The sequence below is a fragment of the Citrobacter sp. 21OH12SH02A-Citro genome (assembly GCF_027919895.1).
In the GTDB taxonomy this organism is placed as follows: domain Bacteria; phylum Pseudomonadota; class Gammaproteobacteria; order Enterobacterales; family Enterobacteriaceae; genus Citrobacter; species Citrobacter braakii.
Genome location: NZ_CP114801.1, coordinates 681,308 through 701,104 on the forward strand (window position 1 = coordinate 681,308; position 19,797 = coordinate 701,104).

Genomic DNA, 19,797 nt, shown 5'->3' on the forward strand with positions numbered 1-19,797 from the left:
ACATAATATTGTAGGCCCGGTAAGCGTAGCGCCACCGGGCAATACTCTACTCCCGTAGCATCCCTTTCTCTTCCAGAAACGCGATAATTTTTTCCAGACCCTCTCCGGATTTTAAATTACTAAACGTCCACGGACGCTCGCCGCGCATGCGTAGGGTATCGCGCTCCATCACCTCCAGCGAGGCGCCCACGTAAGGGGCCAGATCGGTTTTATTGATCACCAGAAAATCAGATTTGGTGATCCCCGGGCCACCCTTACGCGGGATCTTCTCACCTTCGGCAACGTCGATCACATAGATCGTCAGATCCGCTAATTCCGGGCTGAAGGTGGCGCTCAGGTTATCGCCGCCGCTTTCCACAAAAATCAGATCCAGATTGCCGAATTTCTCGCTCAGCGCCTCTACGGCGGCCAGATTCATCGACGCATCTTCACGGATAGCGGTATGCGGGCAACCGCCGGTTTCCACGCCGACGATCCTGTCTGGCTCCAGGGCGCCTGCCTCGGTGAGAATGCGCTGATCTTCTTTGGTATAGATATCGTTGGTTACCACCGCCAGTTGATAGCTGCTGCGCATGGCTTTGCATAACGCTTCCAGCAGCGCCGTTTTGCCGGAGCCAACCGGGCCGCCAACGCCCACGCGCAGGGGATGCTTGTTGTTACTCATTTTTTCTCCTCAGGAGCGGAATAATCGGGAATATTGGGTTTCATGCCGGGCAGATGCGATGGCCGCCAACGGCGTTGCGGAGCCGAGGCTGGCGTCAGGACACGCCAGCGCCTGTGCCAGACCTTGCGCATACCGATTGCAGAGCGCAATGATCAAACGCTGGGCCGCCTGCTGCCCAAATGGAACCAGTTTGACGCCAGCCATCACTGCGCTCTCAATCCAGCTGTAGCCGAGGCTTAATGCCAGCTCCGTCAGGGGGATTTTCCAGCGCACGCCCAGCCAGGCCATACCGCAGAGTTGGCTGTCGACAAAGAGCGCGCGCCACTCCCGCGAGCAATCTGCTTCCCAGTCGGTGACCAGCCGCGTAAACGCCGTGCCCCGACTGCGTTCTTCATCCCGTAGTTCGCGGGTTTCCCGACAGGCCAACAGGTAAGCGCTCCAGCGGCGTGCTGCAGCGAGATCGTCCTGCTCGCAGGCGCGATACAGTCTCGCCAGTAGCGGTAGGTCGACGGTAAAGAAGTTCTGCTCCATCTGCTGGATTTGCCAGTCAGAGAAGTCATCGGCGCTTTTCACCCAGCCGATTTCAACCGCCCACTCCAGACCCTGGGACCAGGTAAACGACCCCACCGGGAGAGCGCTGCTGGCAAGCTGCATCAGACGCAGCTGTTGGATGTTATGCATCAGTGCGCATGGGCGTGATGATGCCCGTGTGATTCACTGGCATAAGCGCCTGCTTCCGGTTCAAACGGTAGTTGAGCGAACGTCACCTCCAGGCTGAACTGGCGCAACATGGCGTCCAGCACATGATCGTGATGGTAGCGCAACTCATCCGGCAGAATTTGCAGCGGAACGTGGCGATTGCCGAGGTGATAACAGGCTTTGGCGAGCAGGAAAGGATCGGCGCAGCGCACCACGGAAACCGACTCCGGCGCGGCGATCACTTCGATCACCTCGCTGCCATCTTCGGTGGTCAGCAGATCACCACTGCGTAACAGCAAACCGCGCGGAAGCATTAGCCCGGCTTCGCGACCGTCGTTCAGCGTCACTCTGGCACGGCTTTTTACTCGAATATCAATGGGTAGCGTGACGCTTGCGGTGACGCGGTGGGCGTGGTCAAGGCGTTGGGTCAGGTAGATCATCGTCACTCCTCAAAACAGGAAATAGCGTTGCGCCATCGGCAAAACGTCTGCCGGTTCGCTGGTGATAAGTTCGCCATCAATGCGCACCTCATAAGTCTGAGCATCGACGGTGATATTGGGTTGCAGGCCATTGTGGATCATGTCGGCCTTTTTCACCGTCCGACAGCCTTTGACGACGGCGATGGCGCTTTGCAAATTGAGCTGCTGTGGCATGTTTTGCGCGTTAGCGGCCTGCGAAATAAAGGTCAGCCGAGTACGATGCCGCGCCGCGCCAAGTGCACCGAACATCATGCGGTAATGCACCGGCTGCGGGGTGGGGATCGAGGCGTTGATATCGCCCATCGGCGCACACGCGATCATCCCGCCCTTTACGATCGTCGCTGGTTTTACGCCAAAAAAGGCTGGGGACCACAGCACCAGATCGGCCAGCTTGCCAGGCTCAACGGAGCCAACTTCGTGGGCGATGCCGTGGGTTAGCGCCGGGTTGATGGTGTATTTGGCGACGTAGCGTTTAACGCGCTGGTTGTCGTTGTCGCCTGTTTCTTCTGCCAGCGGACCACGCTGAACCTTCATGCGGTGCGCCACCTGCCAGGTGCGCAGGATCACTTCGCCCACGCGCCCCATCGCCTGTGAATCGGACGAGGTCAGGGAAAACGCGCCAATGTCATGCAGCACATCTTCGGCAGCGATCGTTTCCCGGCGAATGCGTGATTCGGCAAAGGCCACGTCTTCGGCGATATCCGGATCGAGGTGGTGGCAAACCATCAGCATGTCGAGATGCTCGTCGATGGTGTTGACGGTATAGGGCAGCGTCGGGTTAGTGGAGGAGGGCAGAATATTCGGATGCGCGCAGGCGGTGATGATATCTGGCGCATGGCCGCCGCCCGCGCCTTCGGTGTGGAAGGTATGAATGGTGCGATCGCCAATCGCCGCCAGCGTATCTTCAACGAAACCGGACTCATTGAGCGTATCGCTGTGCAGTGCCACCTGGATATCCATCTCCTCTGCTACTTCCAGGGAACAGTTGATGGCGGCTGGCGTGGCGCCCCAATCTTCATGGATTTTCAGGCCAATGGCGCCCGCGGTGATTTGCTCGCGCAGGGCGTCAGGATTTGAGCCGTTGCCTTTACCCAGCAAACCGATGTTAACCGGCAAGGCGTCTGCTGCCTGCAGCATGCGCGCGATGTACCACGGACCCGGCGTGCAGGTGGTGGCGTTAGTTCCTGCTGCCGGGCCGGTGCCGCCGCCGATCATCGTCGTTACGCCGGAAACCAGCGCCTCCTGTGCCTGCTGTGGGCAGATCCAGTGAATATGCGTATCCACGCCGCCCGCGGTGACGATCTTGCCTTCCCCGGCGATGACTTCAGTTCCCACGCCTATCGGGATCGTGACGTCGGGCTGAATATCGGGATTACCCGCTTTGCCGATGGCGAAGATCCTGGCGTCCTTGATGCCGATATCCGCTTTCACGATCCCCCAGTGATCGACGATCAGGGCGTTGGTTATCACCAGATCCACACACACTTGCGCGCGCATTTGTCCCTGACCCATGCCGTCGCGGATCACTTTCCCGCCGCCGAATTTGACCTCTTCGCCGTAGGTGGTGAAGTCTTTTTCCACCTCAATCCACAGGTCGGTATCAGCCAGACGTACCTTATCGCCGGTGGTTGGGCCAAACATGTCGGCGTACGCCTGCCGTGAAATTTCACTCATCATTTGCCTCCAGTGCGCCCATCACTTCGCTGCGAAAACCCACGATCCTTTGTGCGCCAGCGACGCGCACCAGTTCGACTTCGCGTTTTTGTCCCGGCTCAAAACGTACCGCCGTACCCGCAGGAATGTTTAGACGAAAGCCGCGTGCAGCACGCCTGTCAAAGCGCAGCGCCGGGTTCACCTCGGAAAAGTGATAGTGCGAGCCCACCTGGATGGGTCTGTCGCCATGATTTTCCACCACGATCGTACAGGTTTCTCGCCCCTGATTGAGCGCGATATTGCCTTTGGCTATCTGATATTCACCAGGGATCATTGCCGCTCCTTAAACGATCGGGTTGTGGACGGTGACCAGCTTTGATCCGTCCGGAAACGTCGCTTCAACCTGAATATCTGGGATCATCTCCGGAACGCCTTCCATCACCTGATCGCGGCGCAGGACGTGACGCCCGTCTTCCATCAGCGAGGCCACGGTTTGACCATCGCGTGCCCCTTCCATGATGAAAGCGCTAATTAGCGCCACCGATTCCGGATAGTTCAGCTTCAGCCCGCGGGCCAGGCGACGTTCTGCCACCAGCGCGGCGGTAAACAGCAACAGCTTGTCTTTTTCTCTGGGGGTTAGTTCCATATGGGGTCTCTTAGGTTTGCCAGATTCGCGGTAGTACGGGCGGTTTGTGTGTCAAAAGCGGGCGCAGAAATTGCCAAATGTCACGCATAACGCGCTGAACAATCAGGTTGTCGTCGGCAAGAAAGCGGATCGTCAGCAGTGAGTCGTTAAGCGTTGCCCCGGCGTAATCGCCAAGCGGCGTCAGCCGCTCGCGCGTGCCTTCCAGCATGTTTTCAGTGGCCGGATAACACAGCAACGTGCCTACCCAGGGATGGTGCGCGACGCCGCTCAGCTCCCCCTTCTGCAACTGCAAGCGCTCTATCAGCAGCGGCTGCCCATTTCGCCACACTTCCAGACGGTTTTGCAGCGTGCCGTGGCTGAAGGACTCCTGCATAACTGGTCGCCCGAGACACAGCAGATCCCAGGCCAGCAGTCGACTCTCTGACGCGATGTGAAAGACGGACTGGATAGTGGCGTTGGCGCCAGGAAAGAGGATCGTATCCTGGGGGAGCCACTCCAGCGTGGCGTGCGGGGCGAGCGTGAAATGTTGGCGCAGCAACGCCTGCGGCCCACCGCTGCGATAAAACTTTCCCGCGCCGGGCTGGGTGATTAACACATGACTGTTTTCGTTGAGAGTTACGGCAATGTGTAGTTCATCCCCGCCGATGATCCCCGCGGGTGGATGAAGCAAATAGAGGTGGCAGACGTCCTCTTCCGGGTAAAACGGACGCTGAACCGTCAATGGACCATGATGACGCGCCGAGGCGAGCACCGTGTTGTGCCCAGTGCGGGTGAAATGCAGATCCAGTTCGGCCTGCCAGCCCCGTGTGAGTGTCTCGTGCGCAACCGTGTCCAGAGCGTTTCCCTTATCAGCATGAGGGTGTTTGCATACAAAAAAGTATGCCTCAGCACATCGGGAAATCGATCATATGAGAAGCTTATGGATAAAGGGGCGACAATATGCCGCCCCAATGGGGTTTTACAGTAAAACGAGGGGCATCCAGACCAGACCGGTAATCACCAGCAGCACAAGGAAAATCAGGCCAAAAATAGCACCGAGTCGCCAGTAATCCACCGTAGGCAAATAGCCGCTGCCGTAGTAGATAGGGCTAGGACCGGTGGCATACGGGGTCAGAATGCTGCCGAGACCAATGGCTGCGCCGACCATCAGGCAGAAGACCGGAAGTGGAATTTCCGGCATTGCCAGTGCGGCGGCAATCATCATCGGCGCCAGGGCGGAGGTATACGCCGTGGCGCTGGCAAAGAAGTAGCGCAGCAAATAGAACACCACAATGAGCGCCACCATCACCATCATCGGCGAATAACCGCTCAACCCGTTTGCCAGCAGCTTGCCGAACCAGGTAATAAAACCGGTGTTATTGAGCCCGGCCGCCAGCGTTATCAGCGAGGCCAGCCAGAAAAAGACGTTCCACGCGGCTTTATTACTGACGATGTCATCCCAGCTAATGATGCGCAGTACCAGCATCAACGCCACTACGCTGTATCCGACCATCGCGGCGTCAATGTAATCGCCGCCGAAGATCCACAGCACCAGTGCGCCGACCATCAGCACCAACATCTTTTTCTCGCGTGCGCAGAGCGGTCCCATTGCTTTTAGCTCTGTATCCGCCCAGCGCGGAACCTGATCGCCGGATTTCAGTACCGGTGGATACAACACGTACGCCAGCCAGGGCACAATCAGCACCAGTAAAATACTCAGCGGCAGCATGCCTAAGAACCAGTCTCCCCAGCTCAGCGCCGTGTGGGACGCGCCTTTCATCAGGCCGATTAACAGCAGGTTCGGCGCCATCGCCGTTAAGAAAATGGCGCTGGTGACGCAGTCGGCGACAATGCCCATCCACATAATGTACGAGCCAATGGAGCGAGAACTGGCGCTATTGGGCTGCGAGTTATACAGCGGCGGCAGGTTGCGGATAATCGGGTAGATTATTCCGGCCCCGCGCGCGGAGTTGGACGGCGTGACGGGAGCGAGGATAAGTTCAGAGAACATCACCGCATAGCCGAGAAACAGCGTCCGGTGCCCCATCTTTTTCACCAGCATCAGCGCGATACGTCGACCGAGCCCGGTTTTCTCATAGCCGGTACCAAACATAAAGGCCGCGAAGATAAGCCAGATTACCGAGTTTGAAAAACCTGATACCGCCCATGACAGCGATTTGGCGGTAAATTTAAAACCGTCCTGCGCGAGTTGCTCCGGGCTGAACAGCAGCCACGGAGAAAGGACGGCGATGATCGAAATGCCAATCATCGCTACCACCGCGCCCGGTACAGGTTCCAGAATAAGGCCCACAATCACACCGGTAAAGACGGCAAAATAGAGCCAGGTGTGGCTCTCAAGGCCGTTGGGGACGGGCAGTACAGCAATAATGGCGATAACCACCAGCGGAGCCAGGTATCGCCACCAACCAGCTAAAGGTGCCATTGTTGTATCCCTACGAAAAGGGAGAGGCGCAGCGCCTCTCCGGGAGGGTTATTTGATGTAGTGCACGTGCTCGCAGATTTCATCGACGATAGGATCGCGACGTTCAGCAAACAGTTTTTTGTTTTCGGCGATCAGGTTATTGCCGTGGGTATCGATGGAAACGATCAGCGGGCCGAACTCTTTAACCCGACATACCCACAGGGATTCCGGCATGCCAAGTTCGGTCCAGTGTACCTCTTCGATCTCTTCAACCTGGGTTGCCGCCACGACCGCACAGCCTGCCGGGAAGATTACGTGCAGCGCTTTAAACTGCTTGCAGCCTGCTTCCGTTAGCGGTCCCATGCCGCCCTTGCCGACCACCAGTTTGACGCCCGTCTGCTCGATAAAGTCTTTCTCAAACGCTTCCATACGCATGCTGGTGGTTGGGCCAACGGAGACCATCTCCCATTTTTCACCGTTCTTACGTACGATGGGCCCCGCGTGGAAAATGGCTTTGCCGTTCAGGTCATAAGGAATCGGGCGCTTCAGTTCGATCAGGCGGCGGTGACACACGTCACGGCAGGTCACCAGCGTACCGGTCAGGTAGATGACATCGCCAACGCGAATGTCGGCCAGATCTTCGGCTTTGATCGGGGTTGTGAGGATCTTTTTCATAACGCGCTCCGGGTGTGAGACAGGTTTTCGAAGGAGAGGTCAGCATGAACCAACAGCGTGCCGCGACGGTGTGCCCAGCAGCCGGTAGAAACGGCAACGCCGATAGTCGACGGATGGCGTGCGGCGGATTCGATATGCACGCCCATCACCGAGCTATTCCCGGTCAACCCTTGCGGGCCAATGCCCAGACGGTTCAGCCCTTCTTCCAGACGCAGTTCCAGTTCGGCCGCTTTTGGATTCGGATGACGTGATCCGATAGGACGTAGCACCGCTTTACGAGAAAGGACGGCGGCGGTTTCCACGGAGGTGGCAATACCTACGCCCACCAGCACCGGCGGACAAGCGTTGACTGCCAACGTGGAGATATTTTCGAAGACAAATTTCACCACGCCCTCGTAGCCTTCAGAAGGCATTAACACTTTTGAACGTCCCGGCAGCGTACAACCGCCGCCTGCCATGTAGACTTCGATTTCCGCGTCGTCGTTATCAGGGATGATGTCCCAGGTGACCCACGGCACACCGGTACCGGTATTTTTGCCGGTATTCACTTCGTCAAAAATCTCGACCGCGTTATGGCGCAGCGGCGCTTTTACCGTGGCGTCTTCAACGGCCTGTTTCAGGATGCTTTGCAGTTCGCCCAGCAGCGGAAAACGGGAGCCGACCTTCACAAAGAACATAATCTCGCCGGTGTCCTGACAGGCCGGACGGTTCAGGTCGATAGCTTTCTGCATATTGTCAAACATGGTGTGGTAGATGATTTTACCCATCGGTGAAGTTTCGCCTTCACGCAGCTGTTTTAATTTATCTACGACGTCGTCAGGCATGCGGGTAGAAATCATGGCGGTAAAATCGGCGACAATGTTTGTCAGCGTAGTTATCGCATTTTGGTTATTTTGATTGCTCATCTTGTTAACTCCAGTTCTTTTATTTGTCTGGAAATAAATTCTCCGCCACAAACTACCACTAAAAATGTGGGTTTATATTATTTGCCACTGTGAATATCCAATTAACAGATCGTGAATGATGTTCAGATAAGCAATAAAAATTGCGCAAAGGCAGGGTTTAATACGCATGAGGGAATTACACTGCGGTTAACAACTTTACGGATATACCTATCATGCTGAACACGTATCCCCTCGCGAAAGACCTGCAGGTCCTGGTTGAAATTGTTCATAGCGGCAGCTTCAGTGCCGCCGCCGCGGCGCTGGGCCAAACACCCGCGTTTGTGACGAAACGCATTCAGATCCTTGAGTCCACGCTGGGGACGACGCTGCTAAGCCGCTCCGCGCGCGGCGTGATACTCACGGAGAGTGGTCAACGTTGTTATGAACATGCGCAGGCTATTCTTGCGGGCTATCAGCATCTGGTCGATGACGTCACGCAACTCAAAACGCGCCCGGCAGGGATGATTCGTATCGGCTGTAGCTTTGGCTTTGGGCGCAGTTATATTGCACCGGCTATTACCGAACTGATGCATAGCTATCCTGAATTACAGGTGCATTTTGAACTTTATGATCGGCAAATTGATTTGGCGCAGGATAATATCGATTTGGATATTCGTATTAATGACGAGATTCCGGATTATTATATTGCGCATTTGTTAACGAAAAATAGAAGAATATTATGTGCAGCGCCGACGTATTTACAAAAATACGGTGAGCCGACAACGCTGCAGGAATTAAGTCGTCATGATTGCCTGGTCACTAAAGAACGCGATATGACCCACGGGGTGTGGGAGCTGGATAACGGCCAGGAGAAAAAGTCGGTCAAGGTGGCGGGACATCTTTCCTCTAACAGCGGCGAGATTGTGTTGCAGTGGGCGCTACAGGGAAAAGGGATTATGCTGCGTTCCGAATGGGACCTGCAGCCGTTTCTGGCAAGCGGTGAACTGGTGCGCGTGCTGCCGGACTATGCGCAAAGCGCCAATATCTGGGCGGTTTATCAGGAGCCGCTGTATCGCAGCGTGAAGCTTCGGGTGTGCGTGGAGTTTCTGGCGACGTGGTGCCAGCACCGATTAGGCAAACCGGTAGAGGGGTATCACATTCCCCACGCCGGATAAGACGCTGTTGCGTCGCTATCCGACATTAAAATCACTCTGGGTCTCTTTCGCGTTTTTTCTTCAGCTTGGTCCAGATCTTTGGCTCCTGACGACGCCACAGACGCTGAATGTTGTCATGGTGGCGTAACAGAATTAAGCACGACAGCATGGACACCGGGAAAGTGAACTGGGGATTGAACCACCAGACGTAAAAGGGGGCGATCAGCGCGCTGACGATAGCGCCTAGTGATGAATAGCCGCTTAATAAGACGGTCAGCAGCCAGGTTCCGGCCATCACGCCGGTTAAATCCCAACCAATCGGCGCAATTGCGCCAAAGGCGGTGGCAACGCCTTTCCCACCTTTAAAGCCGAAGAAGACCGGCCAAATGTGACCCAGACAGGCGGCGATCGCGATCAATCCCAGCCAGAAGGGGCTAATGCCTAGCGCATAGGCACCCCAGACGGGTAACATACCTTTCAGGACGTCGAAAATCAGCACCGCGACGGCGGCTCCTTTGCCACCGATGCGCAATACGTTTGTCGCGCCCGGATTCCCAGATCCGCTGTCACGCGGGTCCGGTAATCCAGCAAGGCGGCATACCAGAATAGCACTGGAAATTGAGCCACAGAGGTACGCGAAGATAATCATTCCAGGCGCGATTGCACTCATAAGCTGTTCCGTTTTGAAAATGTCGTGTAAAACGCTACTTCTGTGGATAATACGCATATTTCGCCGGAAGTGGTATCCGGGTTAGCCAAAAAGCAGGCAGGTCGTGATGGATATTGTATTTATAGAGCAACTTTCTGTAATCACCACTATTGGTGTTTACGACTGGGAACAAACGATCGAACAACAGTTGGTGTTCGATATCGAAATGGCGTGGGACAACCGTAAATCGGCTAAAAGCGATGATGTGGCTGATTGCCTGAGCTATGCTGATATTGCTCAAACGGTTGTTAATCATGTGGAAGGCGGGCGCTTTGCGCTGGTCGAACGCGTGGCGGAAGAGGTGGCGGATCTGCTGCTGAGCCGTTTTAATTCTCCATGGGTGCGGATCAAACTCAGTAAACCTGGCGCGGTAGCCCGTGCGGCGAACGTCGGGGTTATCATTGAGCGTGGCAATAATCTGAAAGAAAATAATTAAAATAATAATATCTAAACCAAACGGGTATAAAAGGGTCTTTATGTCGGCTCGTTTTCGCCGTGGTTTATCTATCTAGAGGTTCATTAATGAGTGATATGCACTCGCTGCTGGTGGCGGCAATTTTGGGTGTGGTCGAAGGATTGACGGAGTTTTTACCCGTTTCCAGTACCGGCCATATGATTATTGTTGGCCACTTGCTGGGTTTTGAGGGTGACACCGCAAAAACATTTGAGGTGGTTATCCAGTTGGGCTCTATCCTGGCGGTCGTGGTGATGTTCTGGCGACGTCTGTTTGGCCTGATTGGCATTCACTTCGGTAAGGTCCCACATGAAGGCACTGGCAAAGGTCGGCTGACGCTGGGCCATATCCTGTTGGGGATGGTTCCTGCCGTCGTACTGGGACTGATTTTCCACGACATCATCAAATCGCTGTTTAACCCGATCAACGTGATGTATGCGCTGGTGGTAGGGGGCGTGCTGCTGATTGCCGCAGAATGCCTGAAGCCGAAAGAGCCGCGTGCGCCGGGTCTGGATGATATGACCTATCGCCAGGCGTTTATGATTGGCTGTTTCCAGTGTCTGGCGCTGTGGCCGGGTTTTTCTCGTTCCGGGGCGACGATTTCTGGCGGTATGCTGATGGGAGTAAGCCGTTACGCGGCCTCCGAATTCTCCTTCCTGCTGGCCGTGCCGATGATGATGGGCGCAACGGCGCTGGATCTCTACAAAAGCTGGACGTTCCTCAGCGCATCAGATATTCCGATGTTTGCAGTTGGTTTCGTGACGGCGTTTATCGTGGCGTTGGTGGCGATCAAAACCTTCCTGCAACTGATTAAGCGCATCTCGTTTATTCCGTTTGCGATTTACCGCTTTATTGTGGCGGCTGCCGTTTACGTCGTGTTCTTCTGATTTTACTAGCTTGCCGGATAGCGGCGTTAAAGCTTATCCGGCAATGCTCTGTCTACGCTTTCGGGCAACGTTGTTCTTTCCAGGCGGCCACCGCCGCGATCCGACGCCGGGTCAGTTCCTCGCGAATAGCCTGACCTTTGAATCCCGCCTCAACGACGTCTTTCGTTGGTACCGCCTGCGCAACCTGCCAGGCTTCACGCAACAGCCTGCCTTGCGGATAATCCGCCGCTTCAAAACCGGTTCGCCCACGCACGTCGGCCTCGCTGGTCAGGGCGATTTGCTCCACGCGCTGCGGTTTGCGCCAGGCATCGATGGAATCAAACAGCTTAATGATGGTTTTCGGCTGCAGGATCGGGAAGGTATGAATGAGGTCGTGGAACTCGGCTACCAGTTTGGCTAAATCACGGATGTCATTCGGCACGCGCAGGCGTTGGCACAGTTGCTCGACCAGCTTCACGCCTGCCGGACCGTGACCGTGGCGGCGTGGCCACAGCGCTTTTGGCGTCAATGCCTTGCCAAGATCGTGGCACAGCGTGGCAAAACGCACGTCGACCTCCGGACTTAACATGGCCGCCATCGACAGCGTCATCAGCGTGTGAATACCGGTATCAATTTCCGGGTGCCATTGCGCGGGCGCGGGAACGCCAAACAGGGCATCTACTTCCGGAAACAGGACGTGCAGTGCGCCGCAGTCGCGCAGGACCTGAAAAAATACCTGTGGGTTACGGGTGGTTAAAGCACCTTCTGTTTCTTTCCACACTCGCTCTGGCGTCAGGTGCTCCAGTTCCCCTGCGGCGTTCATATCGCGCATCAGCGTCATGGTTTCTTCAGCGATACGAAAACCGAGGTGCGCATAGCGGGCAGCAAAGCGCGCCACGCGCAGCACGCGCAATGGATCTTCGCTAAAGGCGGGGGACACATGGCGTAGCAGACGGTTTTCCAGATCGTCGCGTCCGTTATACGGATCGATAATCTCGCCGTCGTCATCGCGGGCCATTGCGTTGATGGTCAGATCGCGACGCTGAAGATCGGCCTCCAGCGTCACATCCGGCGCGGCGTAGCAGGTGAATCCGGTATACCCCGAGCCTGATTTGCGTTCGGTACGCGCCAGCGCATACTCTTCCCGGGTTTGCGGATGCAGAAACACGGGAAAATCGCGCCCTACCTGCTGGTAGCCCGCGTCGAGCATCTCTTGCGGCGTGGCGCCGACAACAACCCAATCTTTATCTTTAATCGGTAGCCCTAATAACGCATCCCGAACAGCACCACCGACCAGATAAATCTTCACGCCACTTTCCTTTTGAAATTATGATCCCTTAATCATATGTCAGTGCGGCGGAGAAGGCGATTCAGTTCATCCAGCGATCTTTGCGTTTACGGCTGGGGATCATGTGTGGCAGAACCAAGCCGAGCAACAAACCAAGACCCAGCACGCCGCCGCCGTACATAAACCACTGCATGATGATGGTGCGCTGTTTGTCATCAAGCTGAAGGTTGGCTGCGCTGACCTTCTTTTGCGCCACGATAAGCTCGTTCCTCAGCTTCTGGTTTTCTTGTTTCAGCCCGTCGATTACGCTGTCGCTTTGCGACACTTTTTGCTGCATATCGGCGGTGCGCTGATTCCACGTGGTGTCGATATTATTGAGCTTATCGGTCAAGGTCTTAACCTGGTTTTCCAGATCGGGAACGCGGGTACGCAGGCTCGGCGTACTGTTCAGCTCTTTCAGTGGGATCCAGGCGGTACGTCCGGTGCTGTCTTTCACCTGGGCGTAGTTAGTGTTGGCATCGGTCTGTAATAGCGTGACTTCCTCGCCGGCGTTAACCGTACCCACGAGGCGATAATTATCTCCCGGACCGCTGCGGACCCAGGTGTTCAGTTCGTCAGAAACATAGCGCTTTTCTTCGGCATGAGAGACTGCAGTGGCGCTAAGTGCGAGTAAAGTTAATCCAATCAGGCGTAATTTTGGCATCAGGCTGTCGTTATTGTCATAGAAAGTGGAACGATAGTAGTGGCATCAGTGTCTCTACGCAAAGCATTCGACATCAATCGGAATCATCTGTGTCCTTTTTGCCACCACTCGAAACTTTTACGCCCGTCAAATTGCTCGTTGCATGGCAATTTGGCGCAAAATACTATCTACTGACCATAAAGAACGAGCTTAGTTCGCAGTCAGTTTTCTCAACTGTGACATAACCCATAAGTACAAGACCATGGCCCAGGAAATCGAATTAAAATTTATCGTCAATAGTGACGCTGTAGATGCGCTACGTGAACGTCTGAATACGCTGGGGGGAGAGCATCATGCGCCCAGCCAGTTGCTGAATATCTACTACGAAACGCCCGATGCGTGGCTGCGTGGTCACGATATGGGGCTGCGTATTCGCGGTGAGAACGGTCATTACGAAATGACCATGAAAATTGCCGGACGAGTGACGGGTGGCCTGCATCAGCGGCCGGAGTTTAACGTTGCGCTGAACGCGCCAGAGTTGGATCTCTCCCTGTTTCCAACGGAAGTCTGGCCTGATGGCGAACTGCCCGCTGAACTTGCCTCTCAGGTACAGCCGCTCTTCAGCACCGATTTTTACCGTGAGAAATGGCACCTTGATATCGACGGTAGCCGCATTGAAATGGCCCTCGATCTCGGGGAAGTGAAAGCGGGCGAGTTGGCTGAACCTATCTGTGAGCTTGAACTGGAGCTGTTAAGCGGCGATACCCGAGCAGTATTGAAGCTGGCAAACCAGCTGGTATCGCAAACCGGTTTACGCCAGGGCAGCCTGAGTAAAGCGGCGCGCGGCTATCATCTGGCTCAGGGGAATGCACCGCGTGAACTCAAACCGACGCGCATTTTGAAGGTTCCGGCAAAAGCGAGTATTGAGCAAGGGCTGGAAGCGGCGCTGGAGCTGGCATTATCACAGTGGCAGTACCATGAAGAGCTGTGGGTGCGCGGCGTCAAAGGGGCGAAAGCCGAGGTGCTGGCTGCGATGGGCCTGGTGCGTCACATTCTGATGCTGTTTGGCGGTAATGTGCCGCGAAAAGCGAGTGCTCACTTACGTGATTTGCTGACCCAGTCGGAAGCGATCATTGCGTCTGACGTTTCTGCCGTTTCCGCGGTTTACAGCACGCAAACGGCGATGGCCAAGCTGGCGCTGACCGAATGGCTGGTGACCAAAGGGTGGCAGCCGTTCCTTGATGCGAAGGCGCAGGGTAAAATAGCCGACTCCTTTAAGCGTTTCTCAGATACCCATCTCTCGCGCCATGCCGCTGAACTGAAAACAGCTTTTGCTCAGCCGCTGGGCGATCAGTACGCCGATCAACTTCCGCGCCTGACGCGCAATATTGATAGCATACTGATGCTGGCGGGATACTACGACGAAAATGTCGCATCGGAATGGATCGCCACCTGGCAGGGTTTACGTCACGCCATTGCGGCTAACCAATACATTGAAATTGAACACTTCCGCAACGAGGCGATTGCTTTGGAACCGTTCTGGCTGCACAGCGGAAAACGATAATCAGGGTGAGGCCGGGATGCCTGATGGCGCTGCGCTTATCAGGCCTACGCGATGGGCGGAAGCGTCATGCAGGCTGGATAAGGCAACATGCCGCTGCCCGGTACTATTCAAAGGATAATCCATAAATGAAGCAGCTCTCTTCACCGTTACAGCAGTACTGGCCGACCGTTGTTGAGCGGCTGCCAGCAGCAATATCTGAGTCCTCGCTTAGTATTCAGGCGAAGTCAGTGCTTACATTCAGTGATTTTTTTCGCGACAGCATTATTGCCCATCCCGAATGGCTGGTCGAACTGGAAAGCACGCCACCCGGGGCGGATGAATGGCAACACTATGCTGATTGGTTACAGCAAGCATTGGTCGACGTTAGCGATGAAAACACGCTGATGCGTGAGCTGCGCCTGTTTCGCCGTCGCATCATGGTGCGTATCGCCTGGGCGCAGACGCTGTCGCTGGTGACGGAAGAGAGTATCTTGCAGCAGCTAAGCCATTTGGCTGAAACGCTGATCGTCGCCGCGCGTGACTGGTTATACGCCGCCTGCTGTCGTGAATGGGGTACGCCCTGTAATCCACAAGGTGTTGCGCAACCGCTGCTGATTTTAGGTATGGGGAAACTGGGCGGCGGCGAACTGAATTTTTCCTCTGATATCGATCTGATTTTTGCCTGGCCGGAGCACGGTAGTACGCAGGGCGGACGTCGCGAGCTGGATAACGCGCAGTTCTTTACCCGTATGGGCCAGCGGCTCATCAAAGTGCTGGATCAGCCCACAATGGATGGATTTGTCTATCGGGTAGATATGCGTTTACGCCCGTTTGGCGACAGCGGCCCGCTGGTGCTGAGCTTCTCCGCGCTGGAGGATTATTACCAGGAACAAGGGCGCGACTGGGAACGCTATGCGATGGTCAAGGCCCGCATTATGGGCGATTGCGACGGTACCTACGTCAGTGAGCTTCGCGCTATGCTGCGGCCTTTTGTTTTCCGCCGCTATATTGATTTCAGTGTGATCCAGTCTCTGCGTAACATGAAAGGAATGATTGCCCGCGAAGTGCGCCGCCGTGGTCTGAAAGACAACATTAAGTTGGGCGCGGGCGGTATTCGTGAAATCGAATTTATCGTGCAGGTATTCCAGCTTATTCGCGGTGGGCGCGAGCCGTCATTGCAATCCCGCTCGCTGTTACCCACGCTCAGCGCCATCAATGCGTTGCACCTGCTGTCAGACACCGACGCGGAACAACTGCGTGCAGCCTATCTCTATTTACGTCGTCTGGAGAACCTGCTGCAAAGTATCAATGATGAGCAGACCCAGACGTTGCCAGGCGATGAACTGAACCGCGCGCGGCTGGCGTGGGGGATGAACGTCGATGACTGGCAGCAGCTAACCGATGTGCTGGCCAGTCATATGGACAACGTGCGCCGGGTGTTTAACGAGTTGATTGGCGATGACGAAGCAGAAACCCAGGAAGAGTCGCTCTCAGAACAGTGGCGTGAACTGTGGCAGGACGCATTACAGGAAGATGACACCACGCCGGTGCTGACGCATCTGGCGGATGACGATCGCCGGCGCGTGCTGTCTCTGATTGCCGATTTTCGCAAAGAGCTGGATAAACGCACCATTGGCCCACGCGGACGCCAGGTGCTGGATCACTTAATGCCACATCTGCTGAGCGATGTCTGTTCGCGTGACGACGCCTCAGTCCCGCTGTCGCGCATCACACCGCTGCTGGTAGGCATTGTGACCCGTACGACCTATCTGGAGCTGCTGAGCGAATTCCCCGGAGCGCTTAAGCATCTGATTTCGTTATGTGCCGCTTCGCCGATGATCGCCAGCCAACTGGCGCGGTATCCGCTGTTGCTCGATGAACTGCTGGATCCGAACACCCTGTATCAACCCACCGCGACGGATGCCTACCGTGATGAACTGCGCCAGTATTTGCTGCGCGTGCCGGAAGATGACGAAGAGCAGCAGTTGGAAGCGCTGCGTCAGTTTAAGCAAACGCAGCTGTTGCGCATTGCCGCGGCAGATATCGCTGGTACGCTGCCGGTGATGAAGGTGAGCGACCACTTAACCTGGCTGGCGGAAGCTATTATTGATGCGGTAGTCCAGCAGGCGTGGATGCAGATGGTCGCTCGCTACGGGCAACCCACTCATCTTGACGGGCGCGAGGGGCGCGGTTTTGCCGTCGTCGGGTATGGCAAACTGGGCGGCTGGGAGCTGGGCTACAGTTCGGATCTTGATTTGATCTTCCTGCATGACTGTCCTATGGACGTGATGACGGATGGTGAGCGTGAGATTGACGGGCGACAGTTCTATTTGCGTCTGTCGCAGCGCATTATGCACCTTTTCAGCACCCGCACCTCATCCGGTATTTTGTATGAAGTGGATGCGCGGTTGCGTCCGTCCGGCGCGGCGGGAATGCTGGTGACATCAACCGAGGCTTTCGCTGATTACCAGCGCAACGAAGCCTGGACGTGGGAGCATCAGGCGCTGGTGCGCGCTCGAGTGGTGTACGGCGACCCTCGGTTGACCTCTCAGTTTGATGCGACTCGTCGCGATATCATGACCCTCGTCCGCGATGCGAAAACCTTGCAGACCGATGTGCGCGAAATGCGTGAGAAAATGCGGGCCCATTTGGGCAATAAGCATCGCGATCGTTTTGATATCAAAGCGGATGAAGGCGGCATCACCGACATTGAGTTTATTACGCAATACCTGGTGCTGCGCTATGCGCATGAAAAACCGAAGCTGACGCGCTGGTCGGATAACGTGCGCATTCTGGAGTTACTGGCGCAAAACGACATTATGGATGAGCAGGAAGCGCTGGCGCTTACCCGTGCTTATACGACGCTGCGCGATGAACTTCATCATCTTGCATTGCAGGAACTTCCGGGCCATGTGGCGCCGGAGCACTTCGACGCTGAACGTACGCTGGTGCGTGACAGCTGGCAGAAGTGGCTGGTTGCCGAGTGAAGTGTGCTATTATCGCGCGCAAATTTTAAGACCCTCAGAGAATCTCTCAGGAGACAGGAATGAAAGTAACGCTGCCAGAGTTTGAACGTGCAGGAGTCATGGTTGTCGGTGATGTGATGCTAGATCGCTACTGGTACGGTCCTACCAGCCGTATTTCACCTGAAGCGCCGGTTCCGGTGGTGAAGGTTGATACCATTGAAGAACGTCCCGGTGGCGCAGCAAACGTGGCGATGAACATTGCCTCTCTGGGAGCGAATTCGCGTCTGGTTGGCCTGACTGGGATTGACGACGCGGCGCGTGCGCTGAGCAAAACGCTGGCGGATGTGAACGTAAAATGTGACTTCGTTTCTGTGCCAACTCATCCGACGATCACCAAACTGCGCGTGCTTTCCCGCAACCAGCAACTGATTCGCCTGGATTTCGAAGAAGGTTTTGAAGGCGTGGATCCGCAGCCACTGCATGAGCGTATTAACCAGGCTCTGGGCTCCATTGGCGCTTTGGTGCTCTCCGATTACGCCAAAGGCGCGCTGGCAAGCGTGCAGCAGATGATTGCTCTGGCGCGTAAGGCTGGGGTGCCGGTGCTTATCGATCCGAAAGGGACCGATTTTGAACGCTATCGTGGCGCAACGCTGCTGACGCCGAATTTGTCTGAATTTGAAGCGGTGGTCGGTAAGTGCAAAAGCGAAGATGAACTGGTTGAGCGCGGCATGAAAGTGATTGCAGATTTCGACCTTTCCGCGCTGCTGATCACGCGTTCCGAACAGGGTATGACACTGCTGCAACCGGGCAAATCGCCACTGCATATGCCGACGCAGGCGCAGGAAGTGTATGACGTGACGGGGGCGGGCGATACGGTGATCGGCGTGCTGGCAGCGACGCTGGCGGCGGGGAACACTCTGGAAGAGGCGTGCTATTTTGCTAATGCCGCAGCGGGTGTTGTCGTCGGTAAACTGGGGACTTCCACCGTTTCCCCGATTGAACTGGAAAACGCCGTGCGCGGTCGGGCCGACACTGGCTTTGGCGTGATGAGCGAGTCTGAGCTGAAACAGGCCGTTGCCAGCGCCCGCAAGCGCGGTGAGAAAGTGGTGATGACCAACGGCGTGTTCGACATCCTACATGCTGGCCACGTTTCCTATCTGGCGAATGCGCGCAAGCTGGGCGATCGTCTGATCGTGGCGGTAAACAGCGATGCTTCGACCAAACGTCTGAAAGGCGAAACGCGTCCGGTCAACCCGCTGGAACAGCGCATGATCGTGCTGGGCGCGCTGGAAGCCGTCGACTGGGTGGTCTCTTTTGAAGAAGACACACCACAGCGTCTGATTGCCGGCATCCTGCCGGATCTGCTGGTAAAAGGCGGCGACTATAAGCCGGAAGATATTGCGGGCAGCAAAGAAGTGTGGGCGAATGGCGGTGAAGTGCTGGTGCTGAACTTTGAAGATGGCTGCTCAACGACCAATATCATCAAGAAGATCCAAAAAGACAGCGATAAATAACAAATGCTGGAAACGTATCGAACTTTTGGATTCGATACGTTTCTTGCTATTGATGCTGCTGTTTTCTTCAACCTAAAGTAAAGGAATAAGGGGAGAGGGGATTTCTCCCCCCGATTTACTTTTACATGACGTTACAATAAGCGTGCGTCACGCTGACCTTAAATCCGACCCCTCTTAGATTTCGTGGGAAACTGTGAACCAGCGCAGTGGTTTTGCGCACAATATGTACAGAATAACTTCGCATCCAGGGAAATACTGAAATTAGAAAAAGCATATGGCCTTAACAGATATTCAATAACTGGAGGGTATGCTCATGAACAGCAATATGTATTCAATGAACAATTTCGATTTCCTGGCCCGTAGTTTTGCCAGGATGCAAGCTGAGGGCCATCCCGTAGATATCCAGGCGATAACTGGGAATATGGATGAAGAACATCGTAGCTGGTTTTGCAAACGCTATGCGCTGTACTGCCAGCAGGCGACGGAGGCCAGGAAGCTAGAACTGGAACACTAACAGAAA

At 55.4% G+C, this 19,797-nt stretch carries 20 protein-coding genes; 7 read left to right on the forward strand and 13 right to left on the reverse strand.

Annotated elements, in window-relative coordinates:
- Positions 1-46: 46 nt before the first annotated feature.
- The 10 genes from ureG to ttdA form a co-directional block, all read right to left on the reverse strand.
- Complete coding sequence (gene ureG / locus O6D90_RS03350; protein WP_016157503.1) at positions 47-664, reverse strand: urease accessory protein UreG; 618 nt, start codon at positions 662-664, stop codon at positions 47-49.
- Between the two features lie 9 nt (positions 665-673).
- Positions 674-1,345 carry an urease accessory protein UreF gene (locus O6D90_RS03355; RefSeq protein ID WP_016157502.1) on the reverse strand — a complete coding sequence of 224 codons (672 nt, stop codon included), beginning with the start codon at positions 1,343-1,345 and terminating at the stop codon, positions 674-676.
- Complete coding sequence (gene ureE / locus O6D90_RS03360) at positions 1,345-1,803, reverse strand: urease accessory protein UreE (RefSeq protein ID WP_016157501.1); 459 nt, start codon at positions 1,801-1,803, stop codon at positions 1,345-1,347. The genes O6D90_RS03355 and ureE overlap by 1 nt, the downstream gene beginning before the upstream one ends.
- A gap of 9 nt (positions 1,804-1,812) precedes the next feature.
- Positions 1,813-3,516: an urease subunit alpha gene (gene ureC / locus O6D90_RS03365; RefSeq protein ID WP_016157500.1), complete on the reverse strand. Its 1,704-nt coding sequence runs from the start codon at positions 3,514-3,516 to the stop codon at positions 1,813-1,815.
- Positions 3,509-3,829, reverse strand: a complete 321-nt coding sequence (locus tag O6D90_RS03370; RefSeq protein WP_016154543.1) for an urease subunit beta — start codon at positions 3,827-3,829, stop codon at positions 3,509-3,511. Before O6D90_RS03370 ends, ureC begins: the two co-directional genes overlap by 8 nt.
- Positions 3,830-3,838: 9 nt before the next feature.
- The gene (locus O6D90_RS03375; protein WP_016154542.1) at positions 3,839-4,141 is read right to left on the reverse strand and encodes an urease subunit gamma; all 303 of its coding nucleotides are present in this window, start codon (positions 4,139-4,141) and stop codon (positions 3,839-3,841) included.
- Between the two features lie 10 nt (positions 4,142-4,151).
- Positions 4,152-4,976: an urease accessory protein UreD gene (locus O6D90_RS03380; protein ID WP_218731584.1), complete on the reverse strand. Its 825-nt coding sequence runs from the start codon at positions 4,974-4,976 to the stop codon at positions 4,152-4,154.
- Positions 4,977-5,099: 123 nt separating this feature from the next.
- Positions 5,100-6,563: an anion permease gene (locus tag O6D90_RS03385; protein WP_016157498.1), complete on the reverse strand. Its 1,464-nt coding sequence runs from the start codon at positions 6,561-6,563 to the stop codon at positions 5,100-5,102.
- Between the two features lie 48 nt (positions 6,564-6,611).
- Entirely contained in the window at positions 6,612-7,217 is a 606-nt protein-coding gene (ttdB, locus tag O6D90_RS03390) for a L(+)-tartrate dehydratase subunit beta (protein WP_016154539.1), read from the reverse strand.
- A complete protein-coding gene (gene ttdA, locus O6D90_RS03395) occupies positions 7,214-8,122 on the reverse strand; it encodes a L(+)-tartrate dehydratase subunit alpha (RefSeq protein WP_016154538.1) in 909 nt (302 codons plus the stop codon). The genes ttdB and ttdA overlap by 4 nt, the downstream gene beginning before the upstream one ends.
- Positions 8,123-8,334: 212 nt before the next feature.
- Between ttdA and ttdR the strand changes: the two genes are divergently transcribed.
- A complete protein-coding gene (gene ttdR, locus O6D90_RS03400) occupies positions 8,335-9,276 on the forward strand; it encodes an L-tartrate utilization transcriptional activator TtdR (protein ID WP_016157496.1) in 942 nt (313 codons plus the stop codon).
- 31 nt (positions 9,277-9,307) lie between these two features.
- On the opposite strand, the gene plsY is transcribed toward ttdR, so the two are convergent.
- Positions 9,308-9,925 (reverse strand): glycerol-3-phosphate 1-O-acyltransferase PlsY, encoded by a 618-nt coding sequence (gene plsY / locus O6D90_RS03405; protein ID WP_016154536.1) that lies wholly within the window; start codon positions 9,923-9,925, stop codon positions 9,308-9,310.
- Positions 9,926-10,031: 106 nt separating this feature from the next.
- Between plsY and folB the strand changes: the two genes are divergently transcribed.
- Positions 10,032-10,400 (forward strand): bifunctional dihydroneopterin aldolase/7,8-dihydroneopterin epimerase, encoded by a 369-nt coding sequence (gene folB, locus O6D90_RS03410; protein WP_003828442.1) that lies wholly within the window; start codon positions 10,032-10,034, stop codon positions 10,398-10,400.
- Between the two features lie 86 nt (positions 10,401-10,486).
- Positions 10,487-11,305: an undecaprenyl-diphosphate phosphatase gene (gene bacA / locus O6D90_RS03415; protein WP_016154535.1), complete on the forward strand. Its 819-nt coding sequence runs from the start codon at positions 10,487-10,489 to the stop codon at positions 11,303-11,305.
- Between the two features lie 52 nt (positions 11,306-11,357).
- Here the strand turns inward: bacA and O6D90_RS03420 are convergent, their stop codons facing one another.
- Together O6D90_RS03420 and O6D90_RS03425 are read right to left on the reverse strand one after the other, a co-directional pair.
- Entirely contained in the window at positions 11,358-12,593 is a 1,236-nt protein-coding gene (locus O6D90_RS03420; protein ID WP_271143249.1) for a multifunctional CCA addition/repair protein, read from the reverse strand.
- Positions 12,594-12,654: 61 nt separating this feature from the next.
- Positions 12,655-13,275 carry a TIGR04211 family SH3 domain-containing protein gene (locus tag O6D90_RS03425; protein WP_016154533.1) on the reverse strand — a complete coding sequence of 207 codons (621 nt, stop codon included), beginning with the start codon at positions 13,273-13,275 and terminating at the stop codon, positions 12,655-12,657.
- Positions 13,276-13,516: 241 nt separating this feature from the next.
- Between O6D90_RS03425 and O6D90_RS03430 the strand changes: the two genes are divergently transcribed.
- From O6D90_RS03430 to glgS, 4 genes are all read left to right on the forward strand, one after another.
- Complete coding sequence (locus O6D90_RS03430) at positions 13,517-14,818, forward strand: inorganic triphosphatase (protein WP_016157494.1); 1,302 nt, start codon at positions 13,517-13,519, stop codon at positions 14,816-14,818.
- 125 nt (positions 14,819-14,943) lie between these two features.
- A complete protein-coding gene (glnE, locus tag O6D90_RS03435) occupies positions 14,944-17,784 on the forward strand; it encodes a bifunctional [glutamate--ammonia ligase]-adenylyl-L-tyrosine phosphorylase/[glutamate--ammonia-ligase] adenylyltransferase (RefSeq protein ID WP_016157493.1) in 2,841 nt (946 codons plus the stop codon).
- 59 nt (positions 17,785-17,843) lie between these two features.
- Positions 17,844-19,277: a bifunctional D-glycero-beta-D-manno-heptose-7-phosphate kinase/D-glycero-beta-D-manno-heptose 1-phosphate adenylyltransferase HldE gene (gene hldE, locus O6D90_RS03440; RefSeq protein WP_016157492.1), complete on the forward strand. Its 1,434-nt coding sequence runs from the start codon at positions 17,844-17,846 to the stop codon at positions 19,275-19,277.
- A gap of 307 nt (positions 19,278-19,584) precedes the next feature.
- A complete protein-coding gene (gene glgS, locus O6D90_RS03445) occupies positions 19,585-19,791 on the forward strand; it encodes a cell surface composition regulator GlgS (protein WP_019077704.1) in 207 nt (68 codons plus the stop codon).
- Positions 19,792-19,797: the final 6 nt, after the last annotated feature.